Raw genomic sequence first — 20,254 nt, 5'->3', positions numbered from 1 at the left:
CGTCACCCCTCGACGGCGGTACGACCCCGCTTGCCACGCTGCCTGAACGCCCCCCAGAAGACGATCGAACCGGTAATGATCCCCACCAGGGAAAGTGACGGAAGGATCTGGCGCAGTGCCTGTTGCGTTTCCTGGGCGGTGAAACCCTCTGCGTAGCCAGCCTTGACGGTGTAGCCGAACTTGCTCGATTTGCCTGTCTTGAAGAACTCGGCTTGCGAGGGTGGGGCAAGGTCTCGGCTGTCGCCATCTGCCCAGATGTACAGGTCGTCGAATTCCAGCAGCAACGTCAAGCCATCTTGAAAGCCACGAAGCTCGTTACGCAGTTCAAAGCCATAGGTCGTCGCAATGACGCTCACGTCGCCTTCGCGAAGCTGGTAGGCGACCAGAACTGCGTTGGGGGTAGCGGGTGAATCGAAAATCAGTTTTACCGAAGATTGCGAGTGCGCGAACAGCGAGCCGGTATCCAGGGCAGGAACCAAGGTGTCGCAGTAAGTTTGGCCATCGGTGGCCACCGCCAGCGCACGCAGGAAGTGGATGTCTTGAACCTGTTTGAGCAGGTGCTCCTTGGCCGATTCGCAAGGGCTGCCGGCAAAAGGCATTGCTGTGATGGCCGCTGCGCGCAACCGGTCCAGTGCAAGGTCGATGGAAAAGATGGCCTCCTGCACTGACACACGTGCGTTGTCTTCAAGCTTCTTGTCTTGCTGGTAAAGCATGACCGCCAGGCCTGAAACGACGGGCACCAAGCTGATTACCAGCGTCAGCAACACCTCCAGCATTCTTCGTGTGCCAATCCTGAATTTTGCCATGGGCCTGCTGCCCTCCTGTTCGAAGCCGTCCGTGATGGACTGTTGAACGAAGAGCCTATGTATCCAGCAGGGGCGCTACTGTAATCCGTAGCCGTTTTTAGCTTGGGATTGGTAGCGCCTTGGCGTAAGACCGATCACGAACTCAGTACCGAAAGTACCTTCTCGGCCAACAGGCCCGTGGAGGCGGGGTTTTGGCCGGTGATAACCCGGTCATCGCAAACCACGAACGGTTTCCAGGGGTCTTCATGCTTGCTGTAAATGCCGCCGCGGGCGCGCAGTTCGTTTTCCGTCAGGAAAGGCACCGCACTTTCAAGCTCGGCCAGTTTTTCCTCAATGTTGGAAAAGCCGGTGATCTGACGATCCTTGAGCAGTAGGCGGTTATCGCTGAGCTTGATGTTCAGCAGGCCGACTACGCCGTGGCATACCGCGGCAACGACACCGTTCTGTTCATAGATCTTGCGCGCCAGCTCCTGTAGGTGCTGGTTTTCGGGGAAGTCCCACATCACCCCGTGGCCCCCAGCGTAATAGATGGCGCAGTAATCGGCCGCGTTGACCTTGCCGGGGGGCAGTGAGGCACCGAGGCGGTTCATGAACGACTTGTCGTTATACCATTGCCAGTCCAGTTCCGGTGCCATTTGCAGGCTGTGCGGGTCGATCGGCACGTAACCCCCGCCAGGGCTTACGTAATCAGCGGTGTACCCGGCGTTTTGCACCTTATCGACGAAATGCACCGCTTCCCCCAGCCACAGGCCGGTGGCGCGGGTCAGGCTCGGGTATTTGGCTGTGTTGGTCAGCACCACCAGCATCTTCTTGCTCATTACCACGCTCCCATTGGTGTCAAATGAGGGAAAGCCACTGCATGATGCCGGGGGAAACCTAATGAGCATAGTTGTGGTTTGCACCGCTGCCACAATGGCGCTGTGCTACTATTTAGCGGGTATTAAGTAGTGCGGGCTAATTCAAACGTTCGGTATTGCAGTAATCGAACTTGCAGCAGATGATGAGGCCGAGGCTTCTTCATCCACTTAATGATGGAGGCAGCATAGTGTTTGCATACCGCGCTTCATCCATTCCTGCGATACAACCTGTTGAGTTGGCGGTTCGGGCAAAAGTGCAAGGGGCGATGGTACAACGCATCAGCACCTTCAACTGGCGAAAAACCGAACTTGGGCCGCTGCCGTATTGGCAGCCCTCGTTGCGCATCGCCGTGGACATGATGCTCCTTTCCCCCTTTCCCAGTGCCGTAGTCTGGGGTGGGGACATGACCGTGATCCATAACGATGGCTATGCCGCCTTGCTGAACGCCCGCGACGACGCCCTCGGCAAGCGCTTCGATACGGTGTGGGAGACGGCCTGGGGCGACATCGGCCCAAAGGTGTTCAAGGTAATGGAGAGCGGTATCGGGCTGCTCGAGGCTAACCCTCGTGCGATCCAACATGGGGATGCCGAAGCGTCGGCGTGGTACCTCTTCAGCTACACCCCCCTGTTCAATGAGCAGCATGAAGTGGCGGGTATGCTGCATACGGCGGTAAGAACCATGAGCGATGGGACCACCTTGGCCAACGGTGGCGGGGCTTAGTGAGACTTAAACTTCGTCGAGCATTTTTGCTATTTGTGCCTTCAAGTGCTTGAGTTCGAACGGCTTGCAGATCAATTGCATGCCTGGGGCAAGAAAGCCTTCTCGGGCCATCGCCGTCTCGGCGTAACCGGTTATGAACAAGACCGGTAGCAGCGGGCGCAAGTTGCGGGAGATTTCTGCGAGCTGGCGGCCATTCATACCGGGCAGGCCCACATCGGTGACCAGCAGGTCGACAGGTTGGCCGGCACGCAGAACTTGCAGCGCTTCGCTGGCGTTGGTAACGCTGGCACAGGAAAAGCCGTCTTCGTGCAGCGCCTGGCATAACAGTTCCCGTACGTGCGGGTCATCTTCGACCAACAGCACGTTACGGCCATGGTCAGCCGGGCGGGGTGAGGGCGCAGGCATTGGCTTGGGCGCCTTGTCGAGGTGGCGCGGCAGATACAGGTCCACTCGCGTCCCTTGGCCCATGCGGCTATTGAGCACCACATGACCTTGGGACTGCTTACTGAACCCGTACACCATCGAGAGCCCCAGCCCGACCCCCTGGCCGATCGGCTTGGTGCTGAAGAACGGGTCGAAGGCATGTTCAAGGGTGCTTTGCGACATGCCCTGGCCGTTGTCGATGATGCTCAGGCAAGCATACTCACCCTCGGCAAGGCCCGCGTCAGCGAACTGTTGCGCCAGAACCTGCCGATTACACGCTTCGATGCGCAGCACCCCGCCGCTGGGCATGGCCTCGCACGCGTTGATCAGCAGGTTGTCGACGGCCTCTTGCAACTGCGCATCGTCCGCCTCCACCGGCCAGAGGTTTGCCGGCAGGTCCAGTTGCAGGACCACGGCGTGCTGGTGTGCCGCGCCGAGCCGCTGTGTCTGGAGCAAGGCATGCAGGTCGATGCGTTGGCTATGCAGCGATTGCCGTGAAGAAAACGCCAACAACCGATGAGTGAGCCGCGCTGCACGCGACACCGCTTCCTGCCCCATGTGCAGGATGCCTTCCAGGCCTTGGCTACGGCCTTGTTTCAGGCGCCGCTCAATCAACTCGAAGCTGCCGCCGATACTGGTCAGCAGATTATTGAAGTCATGGGCCACGCCGCCAGCCAATTGGCCGATTGCCTCCATTTTGCGGGTCTGCTGCACGGCCAGCTCGGCAGCCTGCTGCGCCTCGCTGCGAGCTTCCAGGCGGTGTTGCAGATCGAGCATTTGATCGCGCGCGCGATACTGGCGGCGCCTGTTGCGCAGCGCCACCCGAATCAGTTGCAGCAACTGTGCATCGTCAAAGGGTGTGGCCAGCAAGGTCAGGTTACCCAAGGGGTGGTCGGGCGGTGTGCCGGCCGAGGGGCAAGCCTGGGTGAGTAGCACAATCGGCAGGTCCGACCAGCTTGGTTGCTGGTCGATGAACCCTTGCAGCACAGCACTTGGGCTGTTGTCGAGGGTATGCTGGGCTATGATCGCCATGCCTGCACCTTCAGTAAGGTAGGCCTGCAGGTTGTCGATGTCGTCCGCGCAGAGGCAGTCGATACCCGCGCTGGCCAGTAACCTCGAAGTGTCCGTGGCCAGTTGCGGGGGTGCCAGAATCAAGGCACGTTCGTCCAGCGACAGCGGGCTGGCCAAAGCGATTCTCCTTCAGGGGCACTGCCGGTGCTTGGCCATGCCATAAGTGGTCCGATACCCACTGGACCACGGGCACTTGTACAGGGTTCAACCTAACTACAACCCCTGTTGCAGGAAAGGGTCATCCGGGTTTTGCCGCTCTAGCTCGGCGAGCAGAACCTGCACATTCTGCAACTGGCCGGTTTCTTTCCAGTACTGAATCAGCAGCACCCGTGCCCGGCGATTGGCCGGTTGCCGGCTGAGCAGGGTTTCAAGCTGTTTCTGCGCGGCATCGGCCTGTTCGAGGTCATGCAGCGTAACCGCCAGTGTGTAGCGATAATCGGCATTGTCCGGCTCCAGTTCCACGGCGCGTGACAAGGCCAGCAGGGCATACTCGCGCTGGTCGTGGCGGATCAGCCAAAGGCCGAGCTCATGCTGCAGAAACGCCGAATCCGGGCGCAGTGCCAAGGCCTTGCCCAGGACTTGCCTGGACGGGTCATGCTGGCCCTGGCGCTCCAGCAGGCGCACCTGTGTGGCCAGCGCGTCAAGGCTGTCCGGCGCCACTGCAAGGCTGCGCTGCAGCGCAGCCTGGGCCTGGGCATAGTCATTTTCGTGCAAATACAGCCGCGCCAGGTGCACTTGCGCCTCGGCGTCGTCAGGTTGCTGCTCCAGGGCTTGCTGGTACTGCTCCAGGGCGGCCTGCAAAGGGCCGAAGTAAAGGCCGATGGCGTCGGGGTCCAGGCCGAGCAAGGCATCCACGGCAGCGAAGCGTACGCTTTGCTCGTCATCATCCAGTAGCGGCCCCAACGCCAGGCTGCGCTGTGATGCCGGCAGCAGGCGACGGATGCTGGCGATGGCTGCGCGGCGCACCAGCGGGTCGTCGTTTTCCAGGTCCAGACGCGCCAGCTTCAGTGCCTGGGGCGATGGGTAATTGGGCAGCTCTTCGTACAGGGCTGCGCGACGGATCGGGGGCAGGTCGTCGCGTTGCAGTTGTTGGTAGAGCACCCGCGCGGCGCCTGGCTGGCCGTCGTGGGCCTGGCGCAAGGCCTTGGCGTAGCTATGCGCAGGCAATGTCGGCGGCGTGGGTTGGGTGTCCCGACGCAAGTAGACGATACCGATCGATACCAGAATCAGCAGCAGTACAGCGATCAGGTAGCGGTGGCGTCTGGGCATTGGGTAGTCCATGGCGGCGGGAACAAAGAGCTTGGGGCAGAACGCCGTGGGCTGCAAGCACCGTTAAGGTGCCCGCAGCGCCACCGCTGCAGGCAAAGCGGCTGGGTAAAGGCATTTCACGGGGCCTGGAATACACCGACGGCAGAGCCTGCCCTGGCCACATAAAAAAGCCCCGCGGGCCGAGGCCTGCGGGGCAAACGGTTGGGGGAGGATCCAACCAAAGGAGCCGTTGAAAGCGGGTGAATCAGCGTGTGCTGGCTACTGTTTCTGGCTGCCAGCCACCGCCCAGTGCCTTGTAGATCGAGACGATCCCGCGATACAGCTCGACCTCGCCCTGCGCCTGCGCATCTTCGGCGCTGAGCCGTTCACGTTCCGCATCGAGCAGCACCAGGTAGTCGACCGTACCTTCGCGATAGCGCACCGAGGCCAGGTCTGCCGCTTTGCGGCTGGCATCGCTCTGGCGCATCAGCGACAGCAGTCGCTGCTGGGTCTTGTCGTAGTCGCTGAAGGCATTGGCCGATTCCTCAAGGGCCAGCAATACCTGCTGTTCGTAGTTGGCCAGGGCGCCTTCGGCATCGGCTTTGGCACCGCGCAGACGCGCACGCACGCTGCCCAGGTCGAACGCTGCCCAGGTGATGCTCGGGCCCAGGCCCCAGGCGTTGGCAGCGGACGAGCCAATCTGCGAACCGCGCGCGGCAGTGAAGCCCAGGAACCCGCTGAGGCTGACCCGTGGGAACAGGTCGGCCGTTGCCACGCCGACATTGGCCGTGGCGGCTGCCAGCTGGCGCTCGGCGCTGCGGATGTCCGGGCGGCGGCGCAGTAGCTCACCGGGGTCGCCCACCGGCAGGGCCTTGGCGATGGCCGGCAGGGCTTTTGGCGAAAGGTCCACCGTCAGCGCGTCCGGGCGCTGGCCCAGCAGTGTCGCGATCCGATGGCGCGCGCGGGCCTGTTCGGCTTGCAACTGTGGCACGGTGGCTTCGACGCCGGCCAGACGGGCATCGGCGCGCACCACGTCCAGTTCGTTGCCAACCCCGGCGTCGCGCAGGGTTACGGTGATGTTGCGGGACTCCTGCTGGGTCTTGAGGTTGGCGACGGCGATCTTTTCACGCAACTGCGCACCACGCAGTTGGCCATAGGCGTCTACCAGTTCCGCGATCAGGCTGACCTGCAGTTGCTGCAAATCGGCCTGCGCTGCCGCGGCCTGGGCATCGCTGGCTTCGATCTGACGCTGGATACGGCCGAACAAGTCGAGCTCCCAGGCCATGTCCAGGCCCAGGTCGTATCGCTCGCTGTTGACCCGCTGCTCGGTCTGGCCGGGGATCTGGCCCTTGCCGATCTCGCTGCTGGCGCGGCTGGTGACCACTGGCAACTGGTCGTTGGCGGCATCATCGCGGATCGCCCGTGCCGACTTGAGCCTGGCAAAGGCCACGCGCAGGTCGCGGTTGCCCTCCAGTGAGGCCTGCACCAACTGGTTCAGCACCGGGTCGTCGAACTGCTTCCACCACACGCTTTCGAAACGGCTGCGGTCAAAGGCCTTGGCTTGCACATCGCTGTCCAGACGCGCCGGTTCAGTGTCCGGGGTCTTGTAGTCCGGGCCTACTGCGCAGGCCGCCAAGGCCAGTGCCAGCAGGCTTGGGGTCAGGGGTTTGAGCAGGTTCATGCATGGCTCTCCAGCGATTGAACGCGTTCGGCCTTGCGGGCCTGGCGACGTTCGACGAAACGGCGGATCAGGAAGAAGAACACCGGGGTCAGGAACAGCCCGAACACGGTGACGCCAATCATCCCCGAGAACACCGCGACACCCATGGCGTGGCGCATTTCCGAGCCGGCGCCGGAGGAGAACACCAGCGGTACCACACCCATGATGAAGGCGATCGAGGTCATCAGGATCGGGCGCAGACGCAGGCGGCAGGCTTCCAGTACCGCAGCCAGCGGATCCAGGCCCTTGGCCTGCTCATCCTTGGCGAACTCGACGATCAGGATCGCGTTCTTGCATGCCAGGCCCACCAGTACGATCAGGCCGATCTGGGTGAAGATGTTGTTGTCACCTCCCGAGACGATCACCCCAGTGATGGCCGACAGCAGCGTCATCGGCACGATCAGGATCACCGCCAACGGCAGGCTCCAGCTCTCGTACTGGGCAGCCAGCACCAGGAACGCCAGCAGTACGCAGAGCGGGAACACCAACAGCGCAGTATTGCCCGAAAGGATCTGTTGATAGGTCAGGTCGGTCCACTCGAAGGTCATGCCGTTGGGCAGTTCCTCTTTCAGCAGTTTCTCGATGGCGGCTTCGGCCTGGCCGGAGCTGTAGCCAGGGGCGGCCGCACCGTTGATTTCCGCGGTGATGAAGCCGTTGTAGTGCATCACGCGATCCGGCCCGGAGGTATCGCTGACCTTGAGGAAGGTCGCCAGCGGGATCATCTCGCCCAGGTTGTTGCGCACCTTCAACTGGCCGATCTGCTCGGCGTCGAGGCGGAACTGCTGTTCTGCCTGGACATTGACCTGATAGGTACGGCCAAAGCGGTTGAAGTCGTTGGTGTACAGCGAGCCCAGGTAGACCTGCAGGGTGTCGAAGATGTCGGTAATCGCCACGCCATGGGTCTTGGCCTTCTCCCGATCGATGGCGGCATCGACCTGCGGCACGTTGACCTGGTAGCTGGTGAACAGGCCCGCCAGTTCCGGCACGTTGTGGCTCTTGGCGATGATGTTCTGGGTTTCCTTGTACAGCGCTTCGTAGCCCAGGTTGCCGCGGTCCTCGATCTGCAGGCGGAAGCCGCCGATGGTGCCCAGGCCCTGTACCGGCGGCGGTGGGAAGATCGCGATGTAGGCATCCTGGATGTCGGCGAACTGGGCGTTCAGCGCGGCCGCAATGGCCGCTGCCGACTGGCTTGGGTCTTTGCGCTCATTGAACGGCTTGAGCGGGGTGAACACGATGCCGCTGTTGGGGCTGTTGGTGAAACCGTTGATCGACAGGCCCGGGAAGGCAACCGAATCGGCAACGCCGGGTTGCTTCAAGGCGATTTCGCTCATGCGCTTGATCACCGCCTCGGTACGGTCGAGGCTCGCCGCATCAGGCAGTTGGGCGAAGGCTACCAGGTACTGCTTGTCCTGGGCCGGCACGAAACCGGTTGGGGTGGACGAGAAGCCCAGGTAGGTCAGGCCCATCAGCCCGGCATACACGAACAGGGCGATACCGCTGGAGCGGATGACCCGACGCACGCCGCCAACGTAGCGGTGGCTCGCGCGGTCGAAGAAACGGTTGAACGGCGCGAACAGCCAGCTGCCCAGCAGTTTCTCCAGGAACCGCGAGAAACGGTCCTTGGGTGCATGGTGATCCTTGAGCAGCACCGCGGCCAAGGCTGGCGACAGGGTCAGCGAGTTGAACGCCGAGATCACGGTCGAGATGGCAATGGTCAGGGCGAACTGCTTGTAGAACTGCCCGGTAAGACCAGAAATGAACGCGGCAGGAACGAACACCGCGCACAGTACCAGGGCGGTGGCGATGATCGGCCCGGTCACCTCGCTCATGGCCTTTTGCGTGGCTTCCAGCGGGGGAAGGCCCAGCCCGATATTACGTTCGACGTTCTCCACCACAACGATGGCGTCGTCCACCACGATGCCGATGGCCAATACCAGCCCGAACAGCGACAGGGCGTTGAGCGAGAAGCCAAACAGGTGCATCACGGCAAAGGTACCGATCAGCGACACCGGCACGGCCAGCAGCGGAATGATCGAGGCGCGCCAGGTCTGCAGGAACAGGATCACCACCAGCACCACCAGCACCAGCGCTTCGAACAAGGTGTGCACCACCGCCTCGATGGAACCGCGTACGAAGATGGTCGGGTCATAGACGATGCTGTAGTCCATGCCCTCGGGGAAGTCCTTCTTCAGTTCGGCCATCTTCGCCCGTACTTCGTCGGAAATCTCGATGGCATTGGAGCCTGGGCGCTGGAAGATCGGCAGGGCCACGGCCGGCTGGTTGTTCAGCAGCGAGCGCAGGGCGTACTGGCTGGAACCGAGTTCGACCCGGGCAATGTCCTTGAGGCGTGTGATCTCGCCATCGGCACCGGCACGGATGATGATGTTCTCGAACTCTTCCTCGTTGACCAGGCGGCCTTGAGTGTTGATCGACAGCTGGAAGCTGGTCGAGCCGGGGGCGGGCGGGGCGCCCAACTGGCCGGCAGCGACCTGGCGGTTCTGCTCGCGAATGGCGGCCACCACATCACTGGCGGTCAGGTTGCGCGAAGCGGTTTTGTTCGGGTCGAGCCACACCCGCAGTGAGTAGTCGCCCATGCCGAACAGTTGCACGTCGCCCACGCCGCCCAGGCGCGCCAGCTCATCCTTGATGTTGAGGATGGCGTAGTTGGACAGGTAGAGCATGTCGTAACGGTTGTCCGGCGAGGTCAGGTGCACCACCATGGTCAGGTCGGGCGATGCCTTGTCGACGGTGATACCGATGCGCGTCACTTCCTCCGGCAGCTTGGGCTGGGTGCGGGTGACCCGGTTCTGTACCTGCACCTGCGCGTTGTCCAGGTCGGTACCCAGGGCGAAGGTGATGGTCAGGGTCAGCTTGCCATCGGCGGTGGATTGCGAGGACATGTACAGCATGTTCTCGACACCCGTGATGGCCTGCTCCAGCGGCGCGGCGACGGTTTCGCCGATGACCTTGGGGTTGGCACCGGGGAAGTTGGCGCGCACCACCACGGTGGGGGGCACCACTTCCGGGTATTCGCTGATCGGCAGCTGGAACAGCGCGATCGAACCGGCGATCAGCAGCACCAACGACAGCACCGCGGCGAAGATCGGCCGGGTAATGAAGAATTTCGAAAAGTTCATCGGTGTGATCCCTTAACCGCGTGGCGCCTGGGCGCTGGCGACTTTCTCAGTGGAGCCCGCTACGTTGCGCACGCTGTTGCTGGCTTCCAGGGCCTGGCGCTGCTGGGCGAGCGCGGCGAGGGTCTGCTCGCTGGCCATTGGTGTTTCTTCCGGCGTGACGGGCGAACCGGGGCGCACGCGCTGCAGGCCCTTGACCACGATGCGATCGTCTTTGGCCAGGCCACTGCGCACGATACGCAGGCCTTCGAGCTTGGGCCCCAGCTCCACGGCGCGGTAGGTCGCCTTGTTGTCCTTGTCCATGACCAGCACGAACTTCTTGCCAAGGTCAGTGCCCACGGCTTCGTCGTTGATCAGCATGGCGTCGTACTGTGCGCTGCCGACCAGCTTCAGGCGTGCATACAGGCCTGGGGTGAACTGGCCATCACGGTTGTCGAACACGGCGCGGCCACGGATGGTGCCGGTACGCGGGTTGACCTGGTTGTCGACGAAGTTCATCTGGCCCAGGTGCGGGTTGCCGGTTTCGTTGGTCAGGCCCAGGTAGACCGGGGTGGTCTGACCGCGCTGGCCTTCGCGTGCCAGCTGGGTGTACTTGAGGTACACGCGCTCGTCGGCGTCGAAGTAGGCGTAGACCTTGTCGGTGGAGACCACGCTGGTCAGTGGCGTGACGTCGGCGGTGACGATGTTGCCGGCGGTGTACTCGGCACGGCTGACGCGGCCGCTGATGGGCGCAGTCACGCGGGTGAAGCTGAGGTTCAGGCGGGCCAGATCGAGCTGGGCCTGGATGGCATCGACGCCGGCGCGGGCTTCGGCAGCAGCGCTGCTGCGCGATTCGGCCAGCTCGGCGGAAATGGCGTTGCTGTCACGCAGGCGCTCGCCGCGGCGGGCTTCGTTGGCGCTGCGCACGGCAGTGGCCTTGGCCTGTTGCAACTGCGCTTCGAGGCGGCGCACCTCAGCCTGGAACGGGCGCGGGTCGATCTGGAACAGCAGGTCGCCTTTCTTGACCTGGGCACCTTCGGTGAAGCCGACCAGGTCAATCTGGCCGGACACCCGTGGGCGTATTTCGACGGTTTCCGGTGCTTCGAGGCGGCCGGTGAACTCGTCCCATTCGTTGATCGGCTGCTCGATGACCTTGGCGACGCTGACCTTGGGCGCGGCGGGAGCTTGCACGGCGTCGGGGGTGCGGCCACAAGCGCTGAGCACCACCACTGCCAGGGCAGCGAGGGGAAAGCGCAAGGGTTTGAGTGAGTGATCCATGGAGAACTCCGCCAATGTATTAGTAGTGGGCGGAGTGTGAGTGCCTTGCGCGCGACGCACGAATCGAACGGAGCGAAGGTTATTATCACGCGCAATGATATGTCGGGATATTTCATCGATGGCAGGCATGGTAGGGTGCCGGGTGCTGATGGGGCGCATGTCGCGGCCTTCGCTGATCGGGCAGGCGTTGACACCGGTGATAGGCGGCTATCTGTTCGAGCACTTTGGTGCGATGGGGGTACTGCTGACGTTGTGCCTGCTGGCGTTGGTCAACGTCGTACTGGTGGGGGCGGTGATGCGGCGGGTGCAGCAAAGTCGCGCAGTGAAGCTGTAGGCGCGGCCAGGCGCTGAAAAAGGGCCGCACTGCGGCCCTGTACCCTCAGCTCAATACGCGGAACCCATGGGTGCCATCGCGCTCCAGTTGCGCAATCAGACCGAACTCCCAGTCCAGGTAACCCTGCATGGCTTCACGCGGGTTGTCCGTTCCCTCGTAAGGCCGACGATAACGGTCAGTGCGCGCCGCCGCCAGGTGCGTTTCGCCCGCCTCCACGGGCTCGCCAGCCGCTATCCACCGGGCCGTGCCGCCTTCGAGCACGTACACCGGGGTTTGCGTCAGCGTCTGCAGGTCAGCCGCCGCAAACCGTGCCAACAGGCTGCTGCCGCAGGTCAACACATAGCGTTCGGCCACCGGCAGGCGCTCCAGCGCCTGGGGTAACTGGGCCCGAATGGCCCAATGGGCACCGGGGATATGGCGTTTTACGTAGTTGGCGCTGGCAGTGAAGTCCAGCACAACGGTGCCAGGCGCTTGCTGCCAGTCGCGCAGTTGCCCCACGCCGATTTCCGTTACCTGCGGCAACGCGGGCAGCGGTGCCTGCCATTCGCCGGCCTGGCTGAAGTCGGCAGCCGAAAGGCCATCCACCACCGCCACCTGCCAGCCCATCTGGGCCAGCCACGAGGCGCTCATGTTGGCTCGCGCACCGTCGTCATCCACCAGCGCGATGCGTGCCCCGCGTACGCTGGCAACGTGATCGGTCTCCTGGACCAGTTGCCCGCCCGGCACCGAGCGGCTGTTGGGCAAGTGCCCCTTGGCGTATTCCTCCGGGGTGCGAACGTCGAACAGGTAGGTCGTGCGGCCGGTGTCGGCCTGCCAGGCAGCCAGGGCTTCGCGGTCCAGCCGCGACACACCCGCCTGGTCCGCCACCTTGCGCGCCCGTGCCGCGGCATCGGCCCGGGTAGCGTCGCTCACGGCAGCGAACTGCCTGTCCTGCCCATGGGCCAGTTGTTGCCCGGCCAGCGTCCAGCCGATAGTACCGTTGCGCAGCGCGGCCACCGGGTTGGGGATGCCAGCGTTGACCAGTGACTGGGTGCCGATGATGCTGCGGGTGCGCCCGGCACAGTTGACGATCACCTGGGTAGTCGGGTTGGGCGCCAGCTCCGCCACCCGCAGTACCAGCTCGGCACCCGGTACGCTGATGCCCCCCGGGATGCTCATGGTCTGGTATTCGTCGAATCGCCTGGCGTCGAGCACCACCACATCGGCCTTGGCATCGAGCAGCGCCTGCACCTGTTCGGCGGCCAGCGAGGGCGTGTGGCGCACGCTCTCGAGCAACTCGCCGAACGCCTTGCTTGGCACGTTGACATCGCGGAACAGCTCGCCGCCGGCGCTGCGCCAGCCCTCCAGCCCACCTTCGAGCAGCGCTACATCGCTGTAACCCAGGGCCAGCAAGCGTTCAGCCGCTACAGCGGCCAAGCCTTCGCCTGCATCGTAGACGGTGATGGCGGTATCGCGCCGTGGTATCCGGGCGTACACCTCCAGCTCCAGTTTCGACAGCGCAATATTGGCCGCGAACAGTGGGTGTTCCTGGGCGAACGGGTCCTCTTCGCGAACGTCGATCAGGGCCAGTTCCTCACTGCCCAGCAAGGCCTGGCGGATGTCATGGTAGGTACGTGTGGTGACAGTGCTCATGGTGCAGGGTTCTCTTTGGACAAGTCCCAGATGTTGGGCAAATGGGTATTGGAATAACCGGAAATGAATGGCTTCTGCGTGCCGTCGGGCAGGAACACGGCGCGGCTGACCGCGCCGATGTTGGCGCCATAGACGTGGATGCTGATCGACACCTGATCAGCAAACGCATTGCTGACCTGATGGATGTCGCCGATGCGCGGTGACACGGCTTCCACATGCCCTGGATCGATACGCACCGGCGCGCCCGCAGGCACCAGCGCCCCCTGTTCGGTAACGGCAAAGCCTTGGGAATATTCTGCGCCGCGCAGCATGCCGATCAGGCCCCAGACGCGGTGGTCGTGGATGGGGGTTTGCTGGCCTGGCCCCCAGACGAAACTGACCACGGAAAAACGCTGGCGCGAGTCACAGTGCAACAGGTACTGCTGGTAACGGTTCGGGTCTGGCTGGGCCAGTTCGTCGGGCAGCCAGTCATCGTGGGCGACCAGGCTGCGCAGCAAGGCTTCACCCTGGTCGAGGAGGGTGGCCTCGTCGGTTTCCCGATCGAGCAGGTCGCTGAGGGCGCCGATGAAATGGCGCAGGCGCTCGTGGCGCAAGGGGTGGCTCATGGTTCGGGCTCGGCTGACGGTTTGGTGTAACCCTAGCAAAGCCTATTAATATTCTCAAAATTCAATTTGTGTATAAGCTAAGATGCAAAAAATGCATTTGCAGGCGGCCCATTATGTTTTGAAATCGGCGCATGTCGAAGGCATGAGGTTATGCCTAAAGCGCATTTCACACCCCGTTTTATAACCGTTAGCTTATAAGCATCCCGCTATCTAGATTCAAAACATCTATTGGAAACGACGAGACCGCACGTGCGGATCGACCTGTAGTGCCCCAAGGGCATTTGGAGACGAACGTGCGATACCTCAAGCAACTGGCCGCCGGTGTGCTGGCCACCACCCTGAGCCTGACTGCAGCCGCGCAAACCCTGGTGGTCGGCGACCAGAGCTACAACGCCCGCGCCGTGATGGAAGCGGCCGGCGTGCTCGACGATGTGCCTTATACCCTGGACTGGAAGCAGTTCACCGCAGGCTCCCCGGTGGCCGAGGCGCTGAACGTCGGCAGCCTGGACCTCGGCCTGTTGGGCGACGCGCCACCGCTGTTCCTCGGCGCCCTTGGCGCGCCGATCAAGGTCGTTGCGGTCAGCCGGCAGAACCTCGGGGGTGTGGCCATCCTGGCGCGTAAGGACTCGAACATCCATAGCCTGGAAGACCTGCGCGGCAAGCGTGCGGCCATCTGGAAGGGCTCCTGGAGCCAGCAGCTGCTGTTCAGCGCCCTGGACAAGGCCGGTGTGCCCCGCGATGCGTTGGAGCTGCGTTACCTCAGCGCGCTGGATGCCTCGCATGCCCTGGACGGCGGCTCGGTGGACGTGATTGCCACCTGGGAACCTTATGTCACCCAGCAGGAACGCCAGGGTGCGCGGGTGCTGGCGACGGCCGAAGGGCTGATCCCGGCGCAGAGCTTCGTGGTCGCCAACGCCAAGTCGGTGGACACCAAGCGCGCGCAGATCGCCGACTTCCTGCAGCGTTTGAAGAAGGCCCGCACGTGGGCCCTGAGCAATGCAGCCAACACCGAAGCCTACGCCGACGCCTGGGCCAGTCGCACCCGGGCTGACCGTGATATCGCCCGCCTGTGGTTCGCCCGTGCGCGCACTGATGTGGCGCCGCTGAGCCCACAGGTGATAGCCGATGCGCAAAAGACCGTGGATTTCTTCGCAGGCATTGGGCTGATCAAGGCCTACCCGGCCGCCAGCCTGTTCGACACCTCGTTCGCCGCAGCGTTGGCCGGCGATCACTGATCTTGTCTGTACCGGCCTTTCCCGGGCTTGCGCGGAAACGGGCCGGTACGAAAAACACAGGGAATCCCCATGACCACCCGCAAAATGAAACTTGGCGCCCTGACCATGGGCTGCGGCGGCCCAGGCCGGCACAACCTCTGGCTGGACCCTGAACTGCCCGCCGACGCCAGCGTCAACATTGACTGGTACATCGACATTGCCCGCCAGGCCGAAGCGGCACTGTTCGACCTGATGTTCATCGTCGACAGCCAGTTCATCACCCCCGGTTCGCCGTCGCATTACCTCAACCGGCTTGAGCCGCTGACCTTGCTGTCCGCCCTGGCCGTCACGACTCGCCATATCGGCCTGGTAGGTACTTTGACCACCTCCTACAACGAACCCTATAACGTCGCCCGCCGCCTGGCCTCGCTGGACCTCATCAGCAAGGGCCGCGCCGGCTGGAACGTGGTCACCAGCGGCGACGCCGGCACCGCTGGCAACTATGGGCGTGACGAACACTACGACTACGACACCCGCTATGCCCGGGCCCAGGAACATGTGCAGGTGGTGCAGGGGCTGTGGCATTCGTACGAGGACGACGCGTTCCCGCGTGACCGGGCCACAGGCCAGTTCCTCGACCCCTCGAAGCTGCATGCGCTGAATCACAAGGGTGAGCACTTTTCGGTCGTGGGGCCGCTGAACATCCAGCGCTCGCCCCAGGGCCAACCGGTGATCTTCCAGGCGGGGGATTCGCAGCAGGGGCGCGACCTGGGGGCCGCCACTGCCGATGTCATCTTTACCCACGCGGCAAGCGTCGAGCAGGGCCAGGCGTTCTACCGTGACGTCAAGGCTCGTGCCGCGCGCCTGGGCCGCGACCCGGAGCAACTGCTGGTGTTGCCGGGGGCAGAGATCTACGTCGGTGACACCGACGAACATGCCCGTGAAATCGAACGTCATTACCACCAGCAGGACCACAGCTTCGCGCTGGCGCTCAAGGAGTTCGGGCGCAACTTCGGCTGGCACGACTTCAGCCAGTACGAGCTGGATGCTCCTTTCCCGCAGCAGAGCCTGGAGTATGCCCGCAGCAGCTTCTTCACCAATGCCAAGCGCATTGCCGACCAGGCGCGGGAACAAGGCTTCAGTTTGCGCCAGGCGGTGGAGTTCGGCCGCCAGTTGCGCCCCGGGGCGTTTGTAGGCTCGGCAGAAACCGTGGCGGCAAAAATGGCCGACTGGTTCCAGGCGCGGGCGCTGGATGGCTTCAACATCTACATTGGCCACCCAGGGCAGTTCCGTCGCTTTACCGAGGAAGTGGTGCCGCTGTTGCAGGCGCGCGGCGTATACCGCACCGCGTATGAAGGCAGCACCTTGCGCGAAAGCCTGGGCTTGCAGATTCCGCAGTTCCGCCAATAACGGCAAGGGCCGCGGCGCGGCCCATTGCCGGTCAGAAGTCATACGCCAGTTTTGTGTACCAGTACCCACCCCCGGGGTGAAACGGCGGGTTGCCATACGCTGCCTGGTTGCCGTTGGCGTTGTACACCCCATGCTTGTCCGGCCGCACATCGAAGAGGTTGGTGCCGCCCACGCTCACCGTCAGGCTGTCGAGCAGCAGGTAGGAGAGGTCCAGGTCAGTAATCCATTTGGCGCCGAAACTGCGGTCCTGGGCAGGGTTCTGCTGCCAGGTCTCGACCTTGCCGTAGCGGGTGGCTTGCAGGGTGGCCGTGAAGTTGCCGAGCAACCATTGGCTGCCCAGCACCCATTTGGTCTTCGGCGAGGCCGCCACCAGGTCGCCTTGGCGGCCATGGCCGACCACGTCGATACCGGCAGCCGTCAGCGCTTGCGGCGTGTCCCGCGCGCCACGCACTGTGGTCTTGTTCCAGTTGAACCCCAGTGTCCAGCGCACATCGCCCCAGCCGCCGAACTCGCTGGTGTGGTCGGCCACCAGGTCGAGGCCGCGGGTACGGGTATCGAAGGCGTTGGTGTAGTAGTTGATCCAGGTGGTGCGGGCCAGGCCCAGGGATTGGAGGATGTCGCCAATGGCGCCGGCGCCGTTCTGGCGGTCGTAAAGGTTTTCGCTGAGCAGGATGCGGTCGTCGATGTCGATCAGATAGGCATCCAGGGTGACGCTGGTGCGCCGTGCCGGTTGCCAGGTCAGGCCCAGGCCGGCGTTGCGCGATTTTTCCGGGTCGAGCTTGTCTCCGCCAAAGGCCAACGCTGCTGCGCTGCCTGGGGCCACGGTGCGGCGCAGGGCGGGCACCACGTTGCCGTTGGCGTCCAGTGCGGTGCGGTTGTCGCTGACGGTATAGCCGCTCTGGGTCAGCGATGGCGCGCGGAACCCACTGCCCAGGGTGCCGCGCACGGCCACGGTGTCTGTCAGTGCATAACGCGAGTTGAGCTTGAAGCTGGCGGTGTTGCCGGAGTCATCGTCGTAGTGTTCCAGGCGCGCCGCGGCACCCAGGTACCAACGCGGTGTCAGGTCAAGGCCAAGGTCTGCATAGGCGGCGTAGTTGTTGCGCTTTACATCGGCCTCGTCTTCCGGGCGAATGGTCAACGCCGCCTGGGCGCCAACCGCGGTCTGGCCGTTGGCCAGCGCATACAGCGGGTTGGGGCGGCCGTCGGCCAGGGTGGCAGGGTAGGTGTAAGGGCCGACGCTGTAGGCGATCGGGTCACCGGCGAAGGTGCGAAAACGCTCCCAGCGATGCTCCAGGCCCGCCGATACACGGGTGGGCACCGCCAGGCCGAACAACCCGTCGAAGGCGCGGGTAATGTCGAAGTTGTTCACCCATTGGTCGAACTGCAGGGTCGCCAGGTCGTTGAACGAGGTGGGTGAAGCGGGGCCGTAGGTCGGGTTGAGGGTCAGGTCGCTGGACTGCTGGTTCTTGTTGCGCCCGTAGGTGGTGGACAGGTCCCAGTCCCAGGCGCCCGCCACGCCTTTGGCGCCCAGCAGCCACTGGTAGTCAGTGTCCTTGATGTTGTTCAAGGGGAAATAGCCGTCGGGGAACAGTTCGGGGATCGATGCGTTGCTGTTGGGCAGCCGGTAGTTGTTGTAGGCCTCCAGCTTGCGTTCGGCATAGGTGGCGAACGAGTACAGCTTGAGGTCGTCATCGAGCGGCAACTCGGCGTTGTAGCCGAGGTTGAAGGCACGCAGGTCGGGGTCACCGTTCTTCACGGCGCGATGGTCCCAGGCTGCCTGGCGGTCGTCCTCGAAGTAGGCGCGGTAGTCCGGCGCGGCTTTGTCGATCCAGTTGGCCGTGCCGCGTTTGCGCGCCTCGCCCGAGAGGTGCAGGAAACCGCCGTCGCCCAGGGTAAAACCCTGGTCGCCGGCCAGCTTGGTGGTGTTGCCTTGGCCGCTGTACAGCTGGCCGTAACTGCTCTCGTAATGGCCACCGCTGCTGGCGTTCTTGAGGATGATATTGATCACCCCGGCTACGGCGTCCGAGCCGTACTGGGCCGCCGCGCTGTCCTTGAGCACTTCGATGTGCGACACCGCGCTGACCGGGATCATGTCGATGTCCACGGCATTGGCGCCGCTGTTGTCGGTCGAGCCGCTGGCCGGCACGGCGCTGTTGTGGCGGCGCTTGCCGTTGACCAGTACCAGGGTGTAGGCCGGCCCGAGGCCACGGTTGCTCAGTGGCCGTACACCGGACTGGAAACCGGCGATGTTGGTGCCGAAATTGAATGACGGCAACAGTTTGGAAATGGCCTCCGACAGCTCGGCTCGCCCAGTGCGCAGCAGTTGCTCGCTGCTGAGCACGTCGATGGGGGCGGGGCTGTCGGCAACCGTGCGTTGGTTGCCGCGCAGGCCAGTGGAGATCACCGTGACAGTGCCCAGGCGCGGGTCGTCGTCGGTGGTGGGTTCGGCGTTGGCCAGTGGGGCAAGCAGGCAGACCAGGGGCAGGGCGATGAAAGGGGCTTTTGACATCATGTCCTCGTAAACGGCGCGCAGGGGTTCAGGCGCCAAGCCCGTGAATGGGCTGGCGGCAGAGGTGGCGTTGGCGATGGGGGCTGTGCCAGTGGATTACCTGTGGGTGCGGCGCGACCCACCTAAGGTTGGTACAGCCCTGCTGAATCTAGGCCGTGCGCGCCGTACGCCCAGCTTCTTGTTGCTCAACCAGCGTGCGAATGCGGGGGATCAGCTCCTGCCCATATTCCACCGCATCGCGCAGTTGATCGAAACCACGGAACAGGAAGGTCGTCACCCCCAGTTGGTAATACGCCAGGGTCGCCTCCGCCACCTGGTCTGCAGTCCCCACCAGCGAGGTCGAGTTGCCGGCCCCACCGCCCAGCGCGGCGATTTCGGTCCACAGCCTGGTGTCATGCACCTTGCGTTGGTTGGCCAGGGCCACCAGGCGTTCGGAGCCGGCGTTGCTCTTGCCGAAGTTCTTCTCGCGGCGGTTGCCCTGGCGAATGCCGATACGCTGCTGGGCATCGGCGAGAATACGCTCGGCCCGTGCCCAGGCCTCTGCCTCGGTGGCGCCGAGGATTGGGCGCAGCGACAGGCTGAAGCGAATGTGTTGTTCCCGGCCATAACGGGCGGCGGCCTTGCGTACTTTGGCGATACGCTCGCGCACCTGCTCCAGCGGCTCGCCCCACATCATGTAGACGTCGGCATGCTTGGCCGCGACCTCGACAGCGGCGTCGGAAGCGCCTGAGAAGTAGATCGGTGGATGCGGTTGCTGCACGGGTTTGACCAGCGTCAGGTTGTCTTCGACCCGATAATGCTCGCCCTGGTGGTCGAACGGCTCGTGACGCGTCCAGGTGTCGCGCAGCACCTGCAGGTATTCATCGGTGCGGGCATAGCGGGCATCCTTGTCGAGGAAGTCGCCGTCGCGCTGCAGGTCGCCGCTGTCACCGCCGGTGATCACGTTGATAGAGGCGCGGCCACGGCTGAGTTGATCGAGTGTGGCGAACTGACGTGCAGCGAATGTGGGCGCCTGGAACCCAGGGCGGTGCGCTACCAGCAAGCCGATGCGCTCGGTGATCGCCGCGACATAGGTGGCCAGGATCAGCGAATCGGGTGCGCTGGTATTGACGGCCAGCAACGCCTTGTCGAAGCCGCCGTATTCCTGTGCCTGGGAGAATGCCTTGATGAACTCCAGGTCGACCACCGGGCCACGGGGGGCCTGTGATTCGCTGCCTTCCTGGGGGCCAATGAGGCCGATGAATTCGAGGCTCATAGGTGAAGCTCCTGTGTGGTGAATGGGCGATTCAGACCACAGCAGGCGTGTGCACAA

15 protein-coding genes are annotated in these 20,254 nt (G+C 63.5%); 4 read left to right on the top strand and 11 right to left on the bottom strand.

Going from position 1 to position 20,254, the window contains the following annotated elements; all coding sequences use genetic code 11:
- Positions 1-2: 2 nt before the first annotated feature.
- A complete protein-coding gene (locus L6D80_RS18275) occupies positions 3-806 on the bottom strand; it encodes a CSS-motif domain-containing protein (protein ID WP_176516580.1) in 804 nt (267 codons plus the stop codon).
- A gap of 134 nt (positions 807-940) precedes the next feature.
- Entirely contained in the window at positions 941-1,624 is a 684-nt protein-coding gene (locus tag L6D80_RS18270; RefSeq protein WP_054903002.1) for a type 1 glutamine amidotransferase domain-containing protein, read from the bottom strand.
- A gap of 305 nt (positions 1,625-1,929) precedes the next feature.
- Here L6D80_RS18270 and L6D80_RS18265 point away from each other — a divergent pair, with 305 nt between their 5' ends.
- On the top strand, positions 1,930-2,385 hold the full coding sequence (locus tag L6D80_RS18265) for a hypothetical protein (protein WP_054903001.1): 456 nt from the start codon (positions 1,930-1,932) through the stop codon (positions 2,383-2,385).
- 6 nt (positions 2,386-2,391) lie between these two features.
- Here the strand turns inward: L6D80_RS18265 and L6D80_RS18260 are convergent, their stop codons facing one another.
- From L6D80_RS18260 to mexE, 5 genes are all read right to left on the bottom strand, one after another.
- A complete protein-coding gene (locus L6D80_RS18260) occupies positions 2,392-3,996 on the bottom strand; it encodes a response regulator (RefSeq protein ID WP_176516583.1) in 1,605 nt (534 codons plus the stop codon).
- A gap of 96 nt (positions 3,997-4,092) precedes the next feature.
- Positions 4,093-5,148: a tetratricopeptide repeat protein gene (locus L6D80_RS18255; protein WP_176516585.1), complete on the bottom strand. Its 1,056-nt coding sequence runs from the start codon at positions 5,146-5,148 to the stop codon at positions 4,093-4,095.
- 244 nt (positions 5,149-5,392) lie between these two features.
- Entirely contained in the window at positions 5,393-6,808 is a 1,416-nt protein-coding gene (locus tag L6D80_RS18250; RefSeq protein ID WP_176516586.1) for an efflux transporter outer membrane subunit, read from the bottom strand.
- A complete protein-coding gene (locus L6D80_RS18245; RefSeq protein WP_054902997.1) occupies positions 6,805-9,984 on the bottom strand; it encodes an efflux RND transporter permease subunit in 3,180 nt (1,059 codons plus the stop codon). Before L6D80_RS18245 ends, L6D80_RS18250 begins: the two co-directional genes overlap by 4 nt.
- A gap of 12 nt (positions 9,985-9,996) precedes the next feature.
- Complete coding sequence (mexE, locus tag L6D80_RS18240) at positions 9,997-11,238, bottom strand: multidrug efflux RND transporter periplasmic adaptor subunit MexE (RefSeq protein WP_054902996.1); 1,242 nt, start codon at positions 11,236-11,238, stop codon at positions 9,997-9,999.
- Between the two features lie 118 nt (positions 11,239-11,356).
- On the opposite strand from mexE, the gene L6D80_RS18235 reads away from it, so the two are divergent.
- A complete protein-coding gene (locus L6D80_RS18235; protein ID WP_054902995.1) occupies positions 11,357-11,572 on the top strand; it encodes a hypothetical protein in 216 nt (71 codons plus the stop codon).
- Positions 11,573-11,617: 45 nt separating this feature from the next.
- Here L6D80_RS18235 and L6D80_RS18230 read toward each other — a convergent pair whose 3' ends face one another.
- Complete coding sequence (locus L6D80_RS18230; RefSeq protein ID WP_176516588.1) at positions 11,618-13,204, bottom strand: rhodanese-related sulfurtransferase; 1,587 nt, start codon at positions 13,202-13,204, stop codon at positions 11,618-11,620.
- Entirely contained in the window at positions 13,201-13,809 is a 609-nt protein-coding gene (locus L6D80_RS18225; RefSeq protein WP_054902993.1) for a cysteine dioxygenase family protein, read from the bottom strand. The genes L6D80_RS18230 and L6D80_RS18225 overlap by 4 nt, the downstream gene beginning before the upstream one ends.
- A gap of 293 nt (positions 13,810-14,102) precedes the next feature.
- Between L6D80_RS18225 and L6D80_RS18220 the strand changes: the two genes are divergently transcribed.
- Both L6D80_RS18220 and L6D80_RS18215 read left to right on the top strand, forming a co-directional pair.
- Positions 14,103-15,044, top strand: coding sequence for an ABC transporter substrate-binding protein (locus L6D80_RS18220; RefSeq protein WP_176516590.1), 942 nt, complete (start codon positions 14,103-14,105; stop codon positions 15,042-15,044).
- 69 nt (positions 15,045-15,113) lie between these two features.
- Positions 15,114-16,433: an LLM class flavin-dependent oxidoreductase gene (locus L6D80_RS18215; RefSeq protein WP_054902991.1), complete on the top strand. Its 1,320-nt coding sequence runs from the start codon at positions 15,114-15,116 to the stop codon at positions 16,431-16,433.
- 31 nt (positions 16,434-16,464) lie between these two features.
- Here the strand turns inward: L6D80_RS18215 and L6D80_RS18210 are convergent, their stop codons facing one another.
- Together L6D80_RS18210 and L6D80_RS18205 are read right to left on the bottom strand one after the other, a co-directional pair.
- Positions 16,465-18,942 (bottom strand): TonB-dependent receptor plug domain-containing protein, encoded by a 2,478-nt coding sequence (locus L6D80_RS18210; RefSeq protein WP_176516592.1) that lies wholly within the window; start codon positions 18,940-18,942, stop codon positions 16,465-16,467.
- A gap of 148 nt (positions 18,943-19,090) precedes the next feature.
- Positions 19,091-20,197, bottom strand: coding sequence for an LLM class flavin-dependent oxidoreductase (locus L6D80_RS18205; protein ID WP_054902989.1), 1,107 nt, complete (start codon positions 20,195-20,197; stop codon positions 19,091-19,093).
- Positions 20,198-20,254 lie beyond the last annotated feature (57 nt).

Source organism: Pseudomonas ceruminis, assembly GCF_021602025.1.
Taxonomy (GTDB): Bacteria; Pseudomonadota; Gammaproteobacteria; order Pseudomonadales; family Pseudomonadaceae; genus Aquipseudomonas; species Aquipseudomonas ceruminis.
This window is presented reverse-complemented; position numbering and strand designations above follow the sequence as displayed.